Source organism: Micromonospora sp. WMMB482 (assembly GCF_019038635.1).
GTDB lineage: Bacteria > Actinomycetota > Actinomycetes > Mycobacteriales > Micromonosporaceae > Micromonospora > Micromonospora marina.
The window spans coordinates 2,791,755-2,809,018 of sequence record NZ_JAHOPD010000020.1 but is presented as its reverse complement, the minus strand read 5'-3'; the positions used below and the strand labels follow the sequence as shown (position 1 = coordinate 2,809,018).

Genomic DNA, 17,264 nt, shown 5'->3' with positions numbered 1-17,264 from the left:
GGCGGCCGCGTTGCTGTCGATCACGCCAGCCACCCCGCCTGCACCGCCAGGAACGCCGCCACCACGAGCAGCGCGCCGGTCAGGATCGAGGTCGCGTACGACCGCACGAAGCCGGTCTGGAGCCGCCGGAGCCGGCCCGAGCCCCCGCCCACGGCGGCGGCCAAGCCGTTGACCAGCCCGTCGACGCCCCGGTTGTCGAGGAACACCAGCGCCCGGGTGAGGAAGATGCCCGGCTTCTCGAAGACCGCCTCGTTGAAGGCGTCCGTGTAGAGGTTCCGGCGGGCGGCGGTGACCACCACGCCGGCCGGCTGCGGCTCGGTGGCCGTGCCGGCGCGGAACAGGAACCAGGCCAGCCCGGCGCCCAGCACGGTGACCAGCAGCGACAGCGCGGTGAGCAGCCAGTGCGCCAGCACCGGCGCGTGCTCCCCGCTCTCGGCGGCGAGACCGTTGGTGGCGGTGAGCCAGTCCGGCACGGAGGTGGCGAGCAGGAAGCCCGCGCCGACCGAGCCGATCGCCAGCAGGATCAGCGGGACGGTCATCAGCTTCGGCGACTCGTGCGGGTGCTCGATGTCCTCGGTCCAGCGCTTCGGGCCGTGGAACGTGAGCACGAACAGCCGCGTCATGTAGAACGCGGTGAGCCCGGCGCCGAGCAGTGCGGCCATGCCGAACAGCCAGGCCGTCCAGCCCTCCCGCTCGAACGCGGCCACGATGATCGGCTCCTTGGAGAAGTAGCCGGAGAACGGGAACATGCCGATGATGGCGAGCCAGCCCATCATGAACGTCAGCCAGGTGACCTTCATGTACTTGGACAGCCCGCCGAAGCGGCGGATGTCCACCTGGTCGTTCATGCCGTGCATGACCGAGCCGGCGCCGAGGAACATGTTGGCCTTGAAGAAGCCGTGCGCCAGCAGGTGCACGATGGCCAGCGCGTACGCGCCGCCGCCGAGACCGACGCCCAGGAACATGTAGCCGATCTGGCTCACCGTCGACCAGGCCAGCACGCGCTTGATGTCGTCCTTGGCCGCGCCGATGATGCAGCCCATCAGCAGCGTGAGCGCGCCGACGCTGACCACGACGAGCTGGAGCGTCTCGTTGGCCGAGAAGATCGCGTTGGAGCGGGCGATCAGGTAGACGCCGGCGGTGACCATGGTGGCCGCGTGGATGAGCGCGGACACCGGGGTCGGGCCCTCCATCGCGTCCGGCAACCACGCCTGGAGCGGGAACTGGCCGGACTTGCCGGCGGCGCCGAGCAGGAGCAGCAGGCCGAGCACCAGCACGGTGGTCGAGGTCAGCGAGCCGACCCCGTTGAACACCTCGTCGTACTGGGTGGTGCCGAGCATGGCGAACATGATGAAGATGCCGATGGCCAGGCCGGCGTCGCCGACCCGGTTCATCAGGAACGCCTTCTTGCCGGCGGTGGCCGCGCTGGGCCGCCCGTACCAGAAGGAGATCAGCAGGTACGACGCCAGGCCGACGCCCTCCCAGCCGAAGTAGAGCATCACGTAGTTGTTGCCGAGCACCAGCAGGAGCATGGCGGCGACGAACAGGTTGAAGTACGCGAAGAACAGCCGCCGGCCCGCGTCGTGCGCCATGTACTCCACGGCGTAGAGGTGGATCAGGAAGCCCACCCCGGTGATCAGCAGGACGAAGACCGCGGCCAGCGGGTCGAAGAGCAGACCGAAGTCCACCCGCAGGTCGCCGACCGCCATGAAGTCCCAGAGGCTCAGCTCAACCTGCTTGTTCTCCAGCCCGCGGAGCTGGAGGAAGTAGGTGAGCCCGAGCACGAAGGCGGCGCCGATGGCGCCCACGCCCAGCCAGTGGCCCCAGCGGTCGGCCCGCTTGCCGAGCAGCAGCAGGATCGCCGCGCTGACCAGCGGGATCGCCACCAGCAGCCAGACACTGCCCAGCATCCCGTCCGCCGTGGCGAAGGTGACGGCTTCGGCTGGCTCAGACTGGGCGATCGTCAGAATCTGTTCCACCACGAGCCCCTCAGTACTTCAGCAGGTTGGCGTCGTCGACGCTGGCCGAGCGCCGGGTCCGGAAGATCGCCATGATGATCGCGAGCCCGACCACGACCTCGGCCGCCGCCACCACCATCACGAAGAACGCCATGATCTGGCCGTTCAGGTCGCCGTTGATCCGGCTGAACGTGACCAGGGTCAGGTTGGCCGCGTTGAGCATCAGCTCGATGCACATGAACAGCACGATCGCGTTGCGCCGGACCAGCACGCCCACGGCGCCGATGGTGAACAGCACCGCCGCGAGGATGAGGTAGTAGTCCGGGGTCACCGTGCCAGCCTTTCGTTCGCGACTGCGGGGCTCCGCTTCGCTGCACTCCTCGCGCTCACCGATCAGTCCCCTTCGGTGCGGTCTCCTCGGCCGTCAGCTCACGCACCGGCATGATCTCCGGGATGCTGCGGTCGGTCAGCCGGCCGTCGGGCAGACGGGCCGGGGTGGCCACCGAGGAGGACGTGGCGTAGACACCCGGGCCGGGCTTCGGTCCGGGGTAGTTGCCGGGGCGGAACCGCGCCTTCATGGTGGCGATCTGGTCCATCCGGTCCGCCTTGCGCCGCTCCACGTGCGCCAGCACCATCGCGCCGACGGCGGCGGTGATCAGCAGCGCCGAGGTCAGTTCGAAGGCGAAGACGTACTTGGTGAACAGCAGCCGGGCGATGCCCTGCACGTTGCCCTCGGCGTTGGCCTGGTCGAGCCCGGCCGCCTGGACGCCGTCGAGCGCGCGGTGGAGGCCGGTGCCGACCAGGCCGGCGAAGCCGAGCCCGAGGACCACGGCGGCGACACGCTGGCCGCGCAGCGTCTCGATGAGCGAGTCGGACGCGTCCCGGCCGACGAGCATCAGCACGAACAGGAACAGCATCATGATCGCGCCGGTGTAGACGATGATCTGCACCATGCCGATGAACGGCCCGGCCTGGAGCACGTAGAACACGCCCAGGCAGAGCATGGTCAGCACCAGCCAGAGCGCGGAGTGGACCGCGTTGCGGGCCCACACCATGCCGACCGCCCCGAGCAGGGCCAGCGGCGCGAGGATCCAGAAGGTGACCTCCTCACCCCCGGACACCTGTCCGGCGGCGGCGAGCACCGTTGCCGAGGTCATGCCTTGTCCTCCTTGCCCGCCGCGGCGGCGGACCGCTGCTCGGCCTGCTCGGCGCCGGGGAAGGTCACACCGGGGTGCTCCTCCACCTGGTACCGGCCGGGGCCCATCGGCGAGCGCTCGGCACCGGCCGAGGTGCCCGGGTTGGTGAGCGCGCCGACGTAGTAGTCCTTCTCGCTGTCGCCCAGCCGCATCGGGTGCGGCGGCTGCTCCATGCCTTCGAGCAGCGGCGCGAGCAGCTGCTCCTTGGTGAAGATCAGGTCCTGCCGGTTGTCCCGGGCCAGCTCGTACTCGTTGCTCATGGTGAGCGAACGGGTCGGGCAGGCCTCGATGCAGAGCCCGCAGAAGATGCACCGGGCGTAGTTGATCTGGTATGTGCTGGCGTACCGCTCACCCGGGGAGAAGCGCTGCTCCTCGGTGTTGTCGCCACCCTCCACGTAGATCGCGTCGGCCGGGCAGGCCCAGGCGCACAGCTCGCAGCCGATGCACTTCTCCAGCCCGTCCGGGTGCCGGTTGAGGATGTGCCGCCCGTGGTAGCGCGGCGCCGAGACCGGCGGCTTGAACGGGTAGTCGGTGGTGACGACCTTCTTGAACATGTGCGAGAAGGTGACACCGAAGCCCTTGAACGTTCCGGTGATCGCGCCCACGTCACACCTCCCTGGAGTCCGGGCCGGCGACGACGTTGGCCGGCTCCCGCTCGGCGAGCACGCGCTTCGTACGCGGGCTCGGCGGAACCTGAAGATCCATCGGCGGCAGCGGGAAGCTGCCGTACGGCCGGGTGTCCGCCTGCTCCTGGAGCGACGGCTTCGGCTCCTTCTTCCGCGACGGCCAGAACAGCGTGGCCAGCAGCAGCACGCCCGCGCCGACGGCGGTGACGAGCAGCCGGTCCCGGGCCTGCCAGTCCTCGATCGACCGCAGCCCGGCGAGCACCATGATCCAGACCAGGTTCAGCGGCAGCAGCACCTTCCAGCCGAAGCGCATGAACTGGTCGTACCGGAGCCGGGGCAGCGTGCCGCGCAGCCAGACGAAGACGAACACCAGCATGATGACCTTGCCGAAGAACCACAGCATCGGCCACCAGCCCTCGTTGGCGCCCGACCAGATCGTGATCGGCCACGGCGCGTGCCAGCCACCGAGGAACAGCGTCACGGTGAACGCCGACATGGTCACCATCGCGACGTACTCGCTGAGCATGAACAGCGCGAACTTCAGCGAGCTGTACTCGGTCTGGAAACCGGCCACCAGCTCCGACTCCGCCTCCGGCAGGTCGAACGGCGCCCGGTTCGTCTCACCGACGATGGCGATGAAGAACATGACGAAGCTGGGCAGCAGCAGGATCGCGTACCAGCCGGGCGCGGCGATCTCGAAGCCGCCGATGCTCAGCCGCGTGCCGTCGCCCTGCGCGGCGACGATCCCGCTCGTCGACATGGTGCCGGCGGTCATGAACACCGCGACCACGCTCAGGCCCATGGTGACCTCGTACGAGACCAGCTGGGCCGCCGAGCGCAGACCGCCGAGCAGCGGGTAGGTGGAGCCGCTGGCCCAGCCGCCGAGCACGATGCCGTACACGGCGAGCGAGGAGAAGGCCAGCACCACCAGCACCGCCACCGACACGTCGGTGACCTGGAGCGGAGTCCGGTGCCCGAAGATGCTCACCATCGGACCGAACGGGATCACCGACAGCGCGGTGACCGCGCAGACCACGGAGATCACCGGGGCGAAGAAGTAGACGACCTTGTCGGCCTTGCGCGGGAGGATGTCCTCCTTGAAGGCCAGCTTCACGCCGTCGGCGAGCGTCTGGAGCAGGCCGAACGGACCGGCCTGGTTGGGGCCGGGCCGCACCGCCATGCGGCCCACGACCCGGCGCTCGAACCAGACGCCGAGCAGCGTGGCCGCCACGGCGACGACGAACGCGAACAGGATCTTGCCGAGGACCAGCAACCACGGATCCTTGCCGAAGTCGGCAAGCGTCGGGTCCTGCGCCGCGAGGATGACCGGGTTCACTGCACCCACCTTTCGTTCCCGGCTGCGGAGACGCTCACCACGTCGCCGGACGTCGCGCCGAGGCCGCGCCGCACGGTGGAGCCGGGTGAGTTGGTCGGCAGCCAGACGACGCCGTCGGGCATCTCGGTGATCGCCGCCGGCAGCGTGATCGCGCCGCGGTCGGTGCCCACCGTGACCGGGTCACCGTCGGCCACGCCCAGCGCCTCGGCGGTGCCCTTGCCGAGCCGGACCACCGGCGGGCGGGCGGTGCCGGCGAGGTGCTCGTCGCCGTCGGTGAGGCTGCCCAGGTCGATCAGCTGGTGCCAGGTGGCGAGCACTGCCTCGCCCGGTCCGGGCTGCCGCACGGCGGCCGGCTCGACCGAGGGCGCCGACGGCCGCTCGACCCGGGTACGCGGCAGCGCGCCCAGCTCGCGGCGGATGCTCGGCACGTCACCGGTGCCGAGCCGCACGTCGAGCTGCGCGGCGATCGCGTCGAGGATCCGGGCGTCGGTCATCGCGCCGGTGTCCAGCACCTTCTCGAACGTGCGCAGCCGGCCCTCCCAGTCCAGGAAGCTGCCGGACTTCTCGACCACCGGCGCGACCGGCAGGACCACGTCGGCGCGGCGGGACACCGCGCTCATCCGCAGTTCCAGGCTGACCAGGAACGGCACCGCGTCCAGGGCCGTCTCGGCCAGGCGCGGGTCGGCCAGGTCGGCCGGGTCGACGCCGGCCACCACCAGGGCGCCGATCCGGCCGTTCGCGGCGGCGGTGAGGATCCCGTCGGTGTCGCGGCCGGCCTGGCTGGGGATCACCCCGGCCGGGATGTCCCACGCCTCGCCCAGTTCCGCGCGCGCGGCCGGCTCGGTGACGACCCGGCCGCCGGGGAGCAGGTTCGGCAGGCAGCCCGCGTCGACAGCGCCGCGGTCACCCGCGCGCCGCGGCACCCAGACCAGCCGGGCACCGGTACGCCGGGCGATGTCCGCCGCCGCCGACAGCCCGCCCGGCACCTCGGCCAGGCGCTCGCCGACGATCAGGATCGCGCCGGGCTGCCCCAGCGCCTCGGCCACAGTGGCGTGCTCGGCCAGCACGCCGGCCTCCTCGCCGGGCATCACCCGGGCGAGCTTCGCCCCGAGCTTCTCCAGGCCGCGGGTGGCGAACGGCGCGAGCGCGTACACGGTGAGCTTCTTCTTCAGGTACGCCTTGCGCAGCCGCAGGAAGAGGATCGGGCACTCCTCCTCCGGCTCCAGGCCGACCAGCACCACGGCGGGCGCGTTCTCCACGTCCGTGTAGGTCACGTCGGTGACCCCGGCGACGCTGCTGGCCAGGAAGTCGGCCTCCTCGCGGGAGACCGGCCGGGCCCGGAAGTCGATGTCGTTGGTGTGCAGCGCGATGCGGGCGAACTTCGCGTACGCGTAGGCGTCCTCGACGGTGAGCCGGCCGCCGGTCAGCACCGCCGTGCCGGTCGCGCCGTCGCGGGCCGCGCGCAGCCCTTCGGCGGCCCGGGTCAGCGCCTCGCTCCAGGACGCCTCGCGCAGCTCACCGGTCTTCTCGTCGCGCACCATCGGCGTGCTGACCCGGTCGAACGCGCGGGTGTACTGGAAGCCCCAGCGGCCCTTGTCGCAGTTCCACTCCTCGTTCACCGCCGGGTCGTCGCCGGCCAGCCGGCGCAGCACCTTGCCGCGCCGCCAGTCGGTGCGCTGCGCGCAGCCGGCCGAGCAGTGCTCGCAGACGCTGGGCGTGGAGACCAGGTCGAACGGGCGGGCCCGGAACCGGTACTGCGCGCCGGTGAGCGCGCCCACCGGGCAGATCTGCACGGTGTTGCCGGAGAAGTACGAGTTGAACGGGACGTCCCCCTCGTCGCCCTCCTCGCCGTACTCCTCGTCCCGGTAGATGTTGATCTCCTCGTGCGAGGAGCGTCCCATCAGGTCGATGAACTTGTCCCCGGCGATCTCCTCGGAGAACCGGGTGCACCGCTGGCAGAGCACGCAGCGCTCGCGGTCGAGCAGCACCTGGGTGCTGATCGGCAGCGGCTTCGGGTACTCCCGCTTGTGCTCGTGGAACCGCGAGTCCGTCCGGCCGGTGGACATCGCCTGGTTCTGCAGCGGGCACTCGCCGCCCTTGTCGCACATCGGGCAGTCCAGGGGGTGGTTGAGGAGCAGCAGCTCCATCACCCCCTCCTGGGCCTTCTTGGCGACCGGGGAGGTGAGCTGCGTCCGCACCACCATGCCGTCGGCGACGGTCTGGGTGCAGGAGGCGACCGGCTTGCGCTGGCCCTCCACCTCCACCAGGCACTGCCGGCAGGCGCCGGCCGGGGCCAGCAGCGGATGGTCGCAGAAGCGCGGGATCTCGGTGCCGAGCTGCTCGGCGACGCGGATCAGCAGCGCGCCCTTGGGCGCGGTGACCTCGACGCCGTCGATGGTCAGCGTGACGGTCTCGGTCTGCTTGGCTACGTCGGTCATTAGTGGGCTCCCACCAGAGACTTGTCGGAGAGCTTCGGCGCGGTACGTCCCTCGATGTAGTCGAGGTAGTCCTGCTTGAAGTACTTCAGCGACGAGGTCACCGAGCTGGTCGCGCCGTCACCCAGACCGCAGAACGAGCGGCCGAGGATGTTGTCGCAGGTGTCGAGCAGGGTGTCCAGGTCCTCGTGGGTGCCCTGGCCGGCCAGGATGCGCCGGTAGACCCGGACCATCCAGTAGTTGCCCTCCCGGCACGGGGTGCACTTGCCGCACGACTCGTGGTGGTAGAACTCCAGCCACCGGTAGGTCGCGTACACCGGGCAGTCCTGGTCGGAGAAGATCTGCGTGGCCGTGGTGCCCAGGATCGAGCCGGCGCCCGCCACCCCTTCGAAGTCCAGCGGCACGTCCAGGTGCTCGGCGGTCAGCAGCGGCGTCGACGAGCCACCGGGGGTCCAGAACTTCAGGTTGTGCCCGGGCTGCATGCCGCCGGCCAGCTCGATCAGCTCGCGCAGCGTGACGCCCATCGAGCACTCGTACTGGCCGGGGTCGGCGATCCGGCCGGACAGCGAGTAGATCATCGGGCCGGACGACTTCTCCGTGCCCATCGTCTTCCACCAGTCCGCGCCACCGAGCACGATGTACGGCACGCTGGCGATGGTGCCGACGTTGTTGACCACGGTCGGGCTGGCGTACAGGCCGTGGGTCGCCGGGAACGGCGGGCGCAGCCGGGGCTGGCCGCGGAAACCCTCCAGCGAGTCCAGCAGCGCGGTCTCCTCACCGCAGATGTACGCCCCGGCGCCGGAGTGCACCACCAGCTCCAGGTCGAATCCCGAGCCGAGGACGTTCCGGCCGAGATAACCCTTGGCGTACGCCTCGGCGACCGCGCTGCGCAGCCGCCGGGCGGCGTGCACGGCCTCGCCGCGGATGTAGATGTACGCCCGGTTGGCCCGGATCGCGTACGAGGCGATGATGACGCCCTCGACCAGCGAGTGCGGGTCGTGGGTCATCAGCGGCAGGTCCTTGCAGGTGCCCGGCTCGCCCTCGTCGGCGTTCACCACGAGGTAGTGCGGCTTCCCGTCGCCCTGCGGGATGAAGCCCCACTTGAGACCGGTCGGGAAGCCCGCACCACCCCGGCCACGCAGTCCGGAGTCCTTGATCAGCTGGATCAGGTCGTCCGGGTGCGCCTTGAGCGCCTTGCGCAGGGCGGCGTAGCCGTCCAGCTTCTCGTAGGTGCCGAGCCGCCACGCGTCCGGCGAGAGCCAGCGCTTGGTGAGCACCGGCGTGAGCTTGGCCAGCGTCTCCGGCCGAGGAGTGGTCACTTCCGGACCCCCGATCCGTTCGCGTCCGCCGGGTCGGCGCCGTCCGCGCCCGTACCGGACTCCGCTTCCTTGAGGTTGCGCTCCTGCGCGCCGGCCGCGTCGCCGGCGGGCTTGCCGTCGCCGGCCGGCGGGTTCGCCGCGACGCCGGCCGCCTCCGCCGCCCGCGCGTCGCGGGGCGCCGGGGCCGGGCCGTCCACCGGGACCTTGGTGCCGGGCGCGTCCGGCACCGGGGTGCTCGCGTCCGGCTGCCGGGTCTCGGCGGTACGCACCTGCGGCGACTTGGCGTCCGGCGCCTTCACGTCCGGCGCGGTGCTGCCGGTCGCCGCCTCGGGCTTGGCCGGCTCGGCGGTCTTGGCCGGCTCGGGCGCGGGGGCCGGCTTCGCGGCCTCGGCCTTCGCCTTCGCCTCGGCGGCGGCCCGGTCGGCCTCGGCCTTGCTGCGGATCGGGGTCTTCGGGTCGAAGCCCGGCACCGAGACGCCGTGCTGCTCGGCCAGGCGCAGGCCGCGCAGGCTCGGCTCGCCCGGCCCGCCGTCGGCCACCGCGCCGTCGCGCTCGTCGGCGAAACCGGCGAGCTGGACCGCCATCTCCTTGAGCGTGCACAGCCGCGCCCCACGGGTCGGCATCGGCCGGCCGCCGGCGCGCAGTTCCTCGACCACGTCGAGCGCGGCCTGCGGCTCCACGTTGTCGAAGAAGTCGTAGTTGACGGTCATCACCGGGCCGTAGTCGCACGCCGCCAGGCACTCGGCGTGCTCCAGGGTGATCTTCCCGTCGGCGGTGGTCTCCTCGTGCCCCACGCCGAGGTGCTCGGCGAGGGCGTCGTAGACCTTCTGCCCGCCGAGCACGTCGCACATGGTGTTGGTGCAGACGCTCACCAGGTAGTCACCGGTGGGCTTGCGCTTGTACATGGTGTAGAAGGTGGCCACGGCGCCGACCTGGGCCTTGTTGAGCCCGAGCACCTCGGCGCAGAACTCGACGCCGGCCGGGGAGACGTAGCCCTCCTCGGACTGGACCAGGTGCAGCAGCGGCAGCAGCGCCGAGCGGGACCGGTCCGCCGGGTACCGGGCGATGATCTCCCGGGCCCGGGCGCGAGTCGTTTCGGAAAAGCTCATCGGTCACAACCACCCATCACGGGGTCCAGCGAGGCGCCGCCGGCGATCACGTCGGCGATCAGGCCGCCCTCGGCCATCGCCGGGAGGGCCTGGAGGTTGACGAAGCTCGGCTCCCGGTAGTGCACCCGGTAGGGCCGGGTGCCGCCGTCGGACACCGCGTGCACGCCCAGCTCGCCGCGGGGCGACTCGATGCCGACGTACACCTGGCCCGGCGGAACCCGGAAACCCTCGGTGACGAGCTTGAAGTGGTGGATCAGCGACTCCATCGACTGACCCATGATCTTGGCGACGTGCTCCAGCGAGTTGCCCATGCCGTCCACGCCGATGGCCAGCTGCGCCGGCCAGGCGATCTTCTTGTCGGACACCATCACCGGGCCGGGCTTCAGGCGGTCCAGCGCCTGCTCGATCAGCTTCAGCGACTCGCGGATCTCCGCCACCCGGACCAGGTAGCGGCCCCACACGTCACCGTCGGTGTGGGTCGGCACGTCGAACTCGTACGTCTCGTACCCGCAGTACGGCATGGTCTTGCGCAGATCCCAGGCGAGGCCCGCGGACCGCAGCACCGGGCCGGTGACGCCGAGCGCCATGCAGGCGGTCACGTCGAGCACCGCCACGTGCTGCGTACGCTCCAGCCAGATCGGCTGGCCGGACAGCAGGTTCTCGTACTCCTTGAGCCGCTTCGGCATCAGCGTGAGGAAGTCGCGGATCTTGCGGATCGCGTCGTCCGGCACGTCCTGCGCCACGCCGCCCGGCCGCACGTACGCGTGGTTCATCCGCAGGCCGGTGATGGTCTCGAAGATGTCGAGGACGTACTCCCGCTCGCGGAAGCCGTACAGCATCATGTTGATCGCGCCCAGCTCCATGGCGGTGGTCGCCAGCCAGACCAGGTGCGACGAGACCCGGTTGAGCTCCATCATCAGCACCCGGATGGTGGTGGCCCGCTCGGTGATGTCGTCGGTGATCCCGAGCAGCTTCTCCACCGCGAGCGCGTACGCCGTCTCGTTGAACAGCGGTGACAGGTAGTCCATCCGGGTCACGAACGTCGAGCCCTGGACCCAGTTGCGGTACTCCAGGTTCTTCTCGATGCCGGTGTGCAGGTAGCCGACGACCGAGCGGGCCTCGCGGACCGTCTCGCCCTCCAGCTCCAGGACCAGCCGGAGCACGCCGTGGGTGGACGGGTGCTGCGGACCCATGTTGACGACGATCCGCTCGTCGTTGATCGGGTCCGTGCCGGAGACGACCTCGTCCCAGTCCCCGCCGGTGACGGTGAAGACCTTGCCCTCGGTCGTCTCGCGCTCGGTCGCGTAGTTCGACGTGGTCATTGGTACGACCTCCTACGGTCCGGCGGGGGGATCTCCGCACCCTTGTACTCGACGGGGACGCCGCCCAGCGGGTAGTCCTTGCGCTGCGGGTGCCCCTCCCAGTCGTCCGGCATGAGGATCCGGGTCAGGGCGGGGTGGCCGTCGAAGACGACGCCGAACATGTCGTACGCCTCCCGCTCCTGCCAGTCGGCGGTCGGGTAGACGGCGGTGACGCTCGGGACGTGCGGCTGCTCGACGGAGACCGCGACCTCCAGCCGGACCATGCGCCGGTAGGTCATCGAGGTGAGCTGGTACACCACGTGCAGGCGGCGCTCCGCGCCCAGGTAGTCCACGCCGGACAGCGACGAGAGCAGCTCGAAGCGCAGCGCGAGGTCGTCGCGCATCACCTGGCAGACCTCGGCGATCCGCTCCGGGCGGACGTGCAGGGTCAGCTCGCCCCGGTCGACCACGACCTTCTCGATCGCGTCGCCGAAGTCCGGGTACGCCTCCTCCAGCGCGTCCCGCACCTCGTCGAAGTAGCTCCCGTACGGCCGGGCCGCCTCCTCGATCGGCTTGCGCGGGCGGACCAGGCCGCCGTAGCCGGAGACGTCACCGGTGCCCTGGTTGCCGAACATGCCCCGGCCGGCCGGGCTGGCCGGCGGGTACTCCGCCGGGGCGGTCGAGCTGGCACCGGCCGGGGTGGTGGGTACCGGCACCCCGCCGTCGTTGGTCTTGTCGTTCGGAGTGGTCATTTCGGGCCCCTATGCGACGCCTGAAGGTGGTTCTGCGCCTTCATCCAGTTCTCGATCCGCAGCTGCTCCTCACGCCCCTCGCGGACCGCCTTCGTCCACTCGGCACGCCGGGCCTTGTCGCTGCGGTACGACGACGGCATCGAGCCGTACGGCACCACCGGCACGTCACCGCGCGCCTGGCGGGCCTCCAGCATCTTGCGGCCGTTCGGGCCCAGCGGCTCGTGCATGATCTTCTCGCGCAGCTTGAGCACCGCGTCGATGAGCATCTCCGGCCGGGGCGGACAGCCGGGGAGGTACATGTCGACCGGGACGACGTGGTCGACGCCCTGCACGATGGCGTAGTTGTTGAACATGCCGCCGCTGCTGGCGCAGACGCCCATCGAGATGACCCAGCGGGGCTCGGCCATCTGGTCGTAGATCTGGCGCAGGACCGGGGCCATCTTCTGGCTCACCCGGCCGGCCACGATCATCAGGTCCGCCTGGCGGGGCGAGGCGCGGAAGACCTCCATGCCCCAGCGGCCCATGTCGTAGTGCGGGCCACCCGCCGCCATCATCTCGATGGCGCAACAGGCCAGACCGAACGTGGCGCCCCAGACCGAGGTCTTCCGGGTCCAGTTGACCAGCTTCTCGACGCTGGTGAGCAGGACGCCGGAGGGGAGCTTCTCCTCGATGCCCATCTGCTACCTCCTCAGTCCCAGTCCAGGCCGCCGCGCCGCCAGACATAGGCGTATGCGACGAAGACCGCGACGATGAACAGGACCATCTCCACGAAGCCGAAGATCGGCAGAGCGTCGAAGGAGACCGCCCAGGGGTAAAGGAAGATGATCTCGATGTCGAAGACGATGAAGAGCATCGCCGTCAGGTAGAACTTGATCGGGAACCGGCCGCCGCCGACCGGCTGCGGGCTCGGCTCGATGCCACACTCGTACGCCTCGAGCTTGGCCTTGTTCAGACGCCGCGGACCGGCGAGTCGGGCAGCGGCCACGGAGAACAGCGCGAACGCCGCAGCGAGGGCGAACAGCCCGATGATGGGTGCGTAAGGAGAGAGCGTCATCGTTGTCCCCTGCTCGTCCTTCCCTGACCTCGGTGGTTGGCCAAAATCACACTATTCACGTCCCTCACGACCTCGGTCGGCGGGGTCGATCTCTGTCCGGCCCGTGGGCGTCCGGCCTCGGACCGTCGTCTTCTACACGGCCGGGGCCACCTTCGTCATCGCGTTGATGACCCGGTCCATCGCGTCCCCGCCGCGCGGGTCGGTCAGGTTGGCCAGCAGCTTGAGCACGAACCGCATGAGCATCGGGTGCGGCATGCCGTGCTTGGTCGCCATCCGCATGATCTCGGGGCGGCCGATGAGCTTCACGAAGACGCCGCCGAGCCGGTAGTAGCCGCCGAAGCGGGCCTTCAGCTCCTGCGGGTACGCCATCAGCGCCCGCTCCCGCTCCGCGCCGGCCGGGCGGGCGAGCGCCTGCACCACGACCTCCGCGGCCATCTCGCCCGACTCCATCGCGTACGCGATGCCCTCGCCGTTGAACGGGTTGACCATGCCGCCGGAGTCGCCGACGAGCAGCACGCCGCGGGTGTAGTGCGGTACCCGGTTGAAGCCCATCGGCAGCGCGGCGCCGAGGATCGGACCCTCCGCGTTGGACTCGTCGGTCATCCCCCAGTCCTCGGGGGTGTTCGCGAGCCAGTCGGTGAGCAGCTTGCGGTAGTTCGTCTTGCCGAACGCCGAGGAGGAGTTCAGCACGCCCAGGCCGACGTTCACCCGGCCGTCGCCGAGGCCGAAGATCCAGCCGTACCCGGGCAGCAGCGCGTCACTGCCCTTGGCCCGCAGCTCCAGCCAGGACTCCAGGTAGTCGTCGTCGTGCTTGGCGGGCGAGCGGTAGTAGCGGCGGACGGCCACGCCGATCGGGCGGTCCTCCCGCTTGGCCAGCCCGAGGGCGAGCGGGAAGCGGCCGGAGACACCGTCGGCGGCGACCACGAGAGGCGCGTGGAACGTGGCGGGTTCCTTGTCCGGGCCGACCTCGGTCTGCACGCCGATGACCCGGTCGTCGGCGCCGAGCACCGGCCCGAGGACGTTGACGCTGGTGCGCAGCTTCGCCCCGGCGGCGACCGCCCGCTGGACGAGCAGGTCGTCGAAGTCGAGCCGGGTCCGCACCAGGCCGTAGTTGGGGAAGCTGGCCAGGTCGGGCCAGTCCAGCTCCAGGCGTACTCCGCCGCCGATCACCCGCAGGCCCTTGTTGTGCAGCCAGCCCGCCTCGGGCGAGGTGTCCACGCCCATCCGGATCAGCTGCCGCACGGCGCGGGGCGTGAGCCCGTCACCGCAGACCTTCTCCCGGGGAAATTCCGTCTTCTCCAGCAGCAGCACGCGTACGCCGTGCCGCGCCAGGTGGTACGCCGTGGCCGATCCTCCGGGACCGGCGCCCACGACGATGACGTCGGCGTCGTTCTCCACCGCGGTCATCCGCGCCTCCTCCCGCATGCTCGTGAAATGCTTCACAAGCCGATCCGGTTGGAGTCTATGACCGGCGTTACACCAGTTCGCGCTGAGGGGGGCCTAACTTCGCGGAAACGTGCCGGTAAGAGCGTCGAGACCGGTCAGGGGCGCGCCTGCGCGGCCGGTCCGAGCCCGGCGTCGAGCCGGATCGTCTCGGGCAGATGGTCGCGCAACGCGCCACCCGCGGCCCGGTCCAGCGCGGCGAGCACCTCGGCGACGACCTGCCGGACGTCGGCGGGATCCGCGCCGGCCAGCTCACGGAGCTGCGCGATCAGCTCGGCGGCGTCGTCGTCGGTGGCGGCCTGGTCTGGTCCCGTCATGGGGCGAGCTTACGGGGACAAAGTAGACCAGAGCCGGACATTCACGAAATGACCAGCTCCTGCTGGCACGGACTGTCAGTTTCGGACGGCCCGGTGCAGCGCCACGACGCCGCCGGTCAGGTTGCGCCAGGCCACCCGGCCCCAGCCGGCCGCACCGATCCGCGCGGCCAGCGCCGCCTGGTCCGGCCAGGCCCGGATCGACTCCGCCAGGTAGACGTAGGCGTCCGGGTTGCTCGACACCGCGCGCGCCACCGCCGGCAACGACCGCATCAGGTACGACAGGTAGACGGTGCGGAACGCCGGACTGACCGGCGTGCTGAACTCGCAGACCACCAGCCGCCCGCCCGGCCGGGTCACCCGGGCCAGCTCGGCCAGCGCCGCGTCGGTGTCGTTGACGTTGCGCAGCGCGAAGGAGATGGTCACCGCGTCGAAGCTGGCGTCGGCGAACGGCAACCGCAGCGCGTCCCCGGCCAGCAGCGGCACCGACGGGCGGGTGCGCTTGCCGGCGTGCAGCATGCCCAGCGACAGGTCCGCGCCCACCGCGTACGCCCCGGAGTAGGCCAGTTCCTCGGTCGACACACCGGTGCCGGCGCCCACGTCGAGCACCCGCTCGCCCGGCCGCAGCCCGAGCGCCGCCCGGGTGGCCCGCCGCCAGGACCGGTCCTGCCCGAACGACAGCACGGTGTTCGTCAGGTCGTAGCGGGCGGCGACGCCGTCGAACATCGCGGCGACCTCGTGCGGCTGCTTGTCCAGGCTGGCGCGCTGGCCCTGCGGGGTACGGCTCACTCCTCCACTCTGCCAGCCGCGCCGCCCCCGCCTGCCCCCGGGTACGCGACAGGGCGGGGTGGTCACCCACCCCGCCCTGGTCGCGTACCGGTTCCCGGTCAGTCGCCGGTGCGCTCCTCACCCGGGGCCACCAGGACCACCTTGCGGCGGCGGGACAGCATCATCAGCGCCGCGCCGGCCGCGAGCACCGCCGCGCCGATGCCGCCGATCAGGCCGACCTGCATGCCGGTCACCGGCAGGCCACCGTCGCCGGTGCCGCCACCCGCGCCGCCACCGGCGGTCGGGGTCGGCACCGCCGTCGCGTCACCGGTCGGCGTCGGCTGGGCGGTCGGCGTCGAGGTCGGGCCGGCGGTCGGCGTCGGGCTCGGCGTCGACTGCGGGCTCTGGTCGACGAAGACGTCGAACTGGGCGGTGTTGTCGATGTCGTCGGTCTCGGCGAAGGCGCGCCGCTGCGCCGAGCTGGCGACCTTCGGCTCCTCCTCCGGCGTGCCGGTGGCGGCGTCCAGGCCGGCGGCCCAGACGAAGCCCGGCCGGAGCAGCTTCTCGGTCACGTCCGCGCCGACGGTCACCCGGACGTCGGCGGTGTAGTACTGGCCGGGCTTGAGCACCGCGCCCAGGTCCTCGCAGACCGCGTTGGTGGCACCACCCAGGTTCTGCTCGACGCAGCCGTCGGGCAGCTTCGCGAAGGTGACGCCGGCCGGCAGCGCGATCCCGTAGCTGATGCCGGTGGCGCGCTTGCCGCCGTGGTTGAACACGGCCCAGTCCAGCGGCGCGGTCTCGCCCGGCCGGACCGGGCGCAGGCCCGCCTCGTCGGCGTCGTCACCGTCCACTGTCACGCCCGCGTACACGTCCTGGACCCACGTCGTGAGGTCGTAGCCGGGCTTGGCGACGGTGATGTCGTGGTCGACCGTGTCCAGCACGCCGGTGCCGTTCGCCGCGCTGATCGAGACCGTGAGCGTGCCCGCCGCGCCCTTGCCGCCGGTGGAGAACAGCGGGATGCCGAAGTCCTCAGTGGTCCCGGCGGGCAGGTCGCCCAGCAGGCAGGAGAAGGCGGTGCCGCGGATGTCGCAGCCCTTCGGGACCAGCACGCCGACCTTGGCGGTCTTGAGGCCCTTCGTCTCGACGGTGACCCGGACGTCCTTCGCGTCGACGGTCCCGACTGTGTTGTTCACCTGGAACTTGAACGGCTTGGCCTTGGCCTCGCTGACGCCCTTGGCGAGCTGGTAGCTGAGCGGGATGAGCTGGAGGTCGGCCTTCTCGGCCGCCTGCGCCGGGCCGGCGAGCGCGCCGAGTCCGGCGGTGGAGAGCAGGGCCGCCACGCCGGCGCTGGCCAGCGTGGACCGGTAGCGGAAGGTCATTGTTCCCCCGGGGGTAGGGACGCGTGATCAGGTACCGAACGAACGGACGGTACCGGAGCGACGCGTCGCCACGCCACCGCCCGGCGGTGGGAATTCCCATCGACCCCGGCAGACGGCAGGGGCGGGATGGTCACCCATCCCGCCCCTGCCGCGGTGCGTTATGTGAACGGCCCTCATGGGCCGATGGAGGACGACGGTCCGACGAACGCCGCAAGCGTAATGGCGTCGCCGGCTCACCGGGCGGTGCTCAACCAGGTCGCCGCCGACCTGTTAC

General features: G+C 71.0%; 16 protein-coding genes. All 16 read right to left on the bottom strand.

What is annotated here, in order from left to right; translation table 11 throughout:
• Positions 1 to 20 precede the first annotated feature (20 nt).
• On the bottom strand, positions 21 to 1,982 hold the full coding sequence (nuoL, locus tag KSK32_RS14275; protein WP_216931661.1) for an NADH-quinone oxidoreductase subunit L: 1,962 nt from the start codon (positions 1,980 to 1,982) through the stop codon (positions 21 to 23).
• 7 nt (positions 1,983 to 1,989) lie between these two features.
• Complete coding sequence (gene nuoK, locus KSK32_RS14270) at positions 1,990 to 2,289, bottom strand: NADH-quinone oxidoreductase subunit NuoK (protein WP_013283611.1); 300 nt, start codon at positions 2,287 to 2,289, stop codon at positions 1,990 to 1,992.
• 55 nt (positions 2,290 to 2,344) lie between these two features.
• Positions 2,345 to 3,115 carry an NADH-quinone oxidoreductase subunit J gene (locus KSK32_RS14265; protein WP_216931660.1) on the bottom strand — a complete coding sequence of 257 codons (771 nt, stop codon included), beginning with the start codon at positions 3,113 to 3,115 and terminating at the stop codon, positions 2,345 to 2,347.
• Positions 3,112 to 3,759: an NADH-quinone oxidoreductase subunit NuoI gene (gene nuoI, locus KSK32_RS14260; RefSeq protein ID WP_216931659.1), complete on the bottom strand. Its 648-nt coding sequence runs from the start codon at positions 3,757 to 3,759 to the stop codon at positions 3,112 to 3,114. Before nuoI ends, KSK32_RS14265 begins: the two co-directional genes overlap by 4 nt.
• A 1-nt stretch (position 3,760) precedes the next feature.
• Positions 3,761 to 5,116, bottom strand: coding sequence for an NADH-quinone oxidoreductase subunit NuoH (nuoH, locus tag KSK32_RS14255; protein WP_216931658.1), 1,356 nt, complete (start codon positions 5,114 to 5,116; stop codon positions 3,761 to 3,763).
• Positions 5,113 to 7,554 (bottom strand): NADH-quinone oxidoreductase subunit G, encoded by a 2,442-nt coding sequence (locus KSK32_RS14250; protein ID WP_216931657.1) that lies wholly within the window; start codon positions 7,552 to 7,554, stop codon positions 5,113 to 5,115. Before KSK32_RS14250 ends, nuoH begins: the two co-directional genes overlap by 4 nt.
• Positions 7,554 to 8,870 carry an NADH-quinone oxidoreductase subunit NuoF gene (gene nuoF / locus KSK32_RS14245; protein ID WP_216931656.1) on the bottom strand — a complete coding sequence of 439 codons (1,317 nt, stop codon included), beginning with the start codon at positions 8,868 to 8,870 and terminating at the stop codon, positions 7,554 to 7,556. The genes KSK32_RS14250 and nuoF overlap by 1 nt, the downstream gene beginning before the upstream one ends.
• Positions 8,867 to 9,979: an NADH-quinone oxidoreductase subunit NuoE gene (gene nuoE / locus KSK32_RS14240; protein WP_216931655.1), complete on the bottom strand. Its 1,113-nt coding sequence runs from the start codon at positions 9,977 to 9,979 to the stop codon at positions 8,867 to 8,869. Before nuoE ends, nuoF begins: the two co-directional genes overlap by 4 nt.
• Positions 9,976 to 11,301: an NADH-quinone oxidoreductase subunit D gene (locus KSK32_RS14235; RefSeq protein WP_018787808.1), complete on the bottom strand. Its 1,326-nt coding sequence runs from the start codon at positions 11,299 to 11,301 to the stop codon at positions 9,976 to 9,978. The genes nuoE and KSK32_RS14235 overlap by 4 nt, the downstream gene beginning before the upstream one ends.
• Positions 11,298 to 12,032 (bottom strand): NADH-quinone oxidoreductase subunit C, encoded by a 735-nt coding sequence (locus KSK32_RS14230; RefSeq protein ID WP_216931654.1) that lies wholly within the window; start codon positions 12,030 to 12,032, stop codon positions 11,298 to 11,300. The genes KSK32_RS14235 and KSK32_RS14230 overlap by 4 nt, the downstream gene beginning before the upstream one ends.
• A complete protein-coding gene (locus KSK32_RS14225) occupies positions 12,029 to 12,709 on the bottom strand; it encodes an NADH-quinone oxidoreductase subunit B family protein (protein ID WP_013283602.1) in 681 nt (226 codons plus the stop codon). The genes KSK32_RS14230 and KSK32_RS14225 overlap by 4 nt, the downstream gene beginning before the upstream one ends.
• A gap of 11 nt (positions 12,710 to 12,720) precedes the next feature.
• Positions 12,721 to 13,086 carry an NADH-quinone oxidoreductase subunit A gene (locus KSK32_RS14220; RefSeq protein WP_013283601.1) on the bottom strand — a complete coding sequence of 122 codons (366 nt, stop codon included), beginning with the start codon at positions 13,084 to 13,086 and terminating at the stop codon, positions 12,721 to 12,723.
• Between the two features lie 132 nt (positions 13,087 to 13,218).
• A complete protein-coding gene (locus KSK32_RS14215; RefSeq protein WP_216931653.1) occupies positions 13,219 to 14,493 on the bottom strand; it encodes a geranylgeranyl reductase family protein in 1,275 nt (424 codons plus the stop codon).
• 134 nt (positions 14,494 to 14,627) lie between these two features.
• Positions 14,628 to 14,846 carry a hypothetical protein gene (locus KSK32_RS14210; RefSeq protein WP_018787811.1) on the bottom strand — a complete coding sequence of 73 codons (219 nt, stop codon included), beginning with the start codon at positions 14,844 to 14,846 and terminating at the stop codon, positions 14,628 to 14,630.
• Positions 14,847 to 14,921: 75 nt separating this feature from the next.
• Positions 14,922 to 15,632, bottom strand: coding sequence for a demethylmenaquinone methyltransferase (locus KSK32_RS14205; RefSeq protein WP_216931652.1), 711 nt, complete (start codon positions 15,630 to 15,632; stop codon positions 14,922 to 14,924).
• Between the two features lie 98 nt (positions 15,633 to 15,730).
• Positions 15,731 to 16,990 carry a cell wall anchor protein gene (locus tag KSK32_RS14200; protein ID WP_216931651.1) on the bottom strand — a complete coding sequence of 420 codons (1,260 nt, stop codon included), beginning with the start codon at positions 16,988 to 16,990 and terminating at the stop codon, positions 15,731 to 15,733.
• Positions 16,991 to 17,264: the final 274 nt, after the last annotated feature.

What these genes read in the sequence shown, in the direction of transcription:
- KSK32_RS14215 (WP_216931653.1), bottom strand. Translation starts at nt 14,493, where the DNA reads ATGACCGCGGTGGAGAACGACGCCGACGTCATCGTCGTGGGCGCCGGT.
- KSK32_RS14235 (WP_018787808.1), bottom strand. Translation starts at nt 11,301, where the DNA reads ATGACCACGTCGAACTACGCGACCGAGCGCGAGACGACCGAGGGCAAG.
- nuoE (WP_216931655.1), bottom strand. Translation starts at nt 9,979, where the DNA reads ATGAGCTTTTCCGAAACGACTCGCGCCCGGGCCCGGGAGATCATCGCC.
- KSK32_RS14200 (WP_216931651.1), bottom strand. Translation starts at nt 16,990, where the DNA reads ATGACCTTCCGCTACCGGTCCACGCTGGCCAGCGCCGGCGTGGCGGCC.
- KSK32_RS14210 (WP_018787811.1), bottom strand. Translation starts at nt 14,846, where the DNA reads ATGACGGGACCAGACCAGGCCGCCACCGACGACGACGCCGCCGAGCTG.
- KSK32_RS14220 (WP_013283601.1), bottom strand. Translation starts at nt 13,086, where the DNA reads ATGACGCTCTCTCCTTACGCACCCATCATCGGGCTGTTCGCCCTCGCT.
- KSK32_RS14265 (WP_216931660.1), bottom strand. Translation starts at nt 3,115, where the DNA reads ATGACCTCGGCAACGGTGCTCGCCGCCGCCGGACAGGTGTCCGGGGGT.
- KSK32_RS14230 (WP_216931654.1), bottom strand. Translation starts at nt 12,032, where the DNA reads ATGACCACTCCGAACGACAAGACCAACGACGGCGGGGTGCCGGTACCC.
- KSK32_RS14250 (WP_216931657.1), bottom strand. Translation starts at nt 7,554, where the DNA reads ATGACCGACGTAGCCAAGCAGACCGAGACCGTCACGCTGACCATCGAC.
- KSK32_RS14225 (WP_013283602.1), bottom strand. Translation starts at nt 12,709, where the DNA reads ATGGGCATCGAGGAGAAGCTCCCCTCCGGCGTCCTGCTCACCAGCGTC.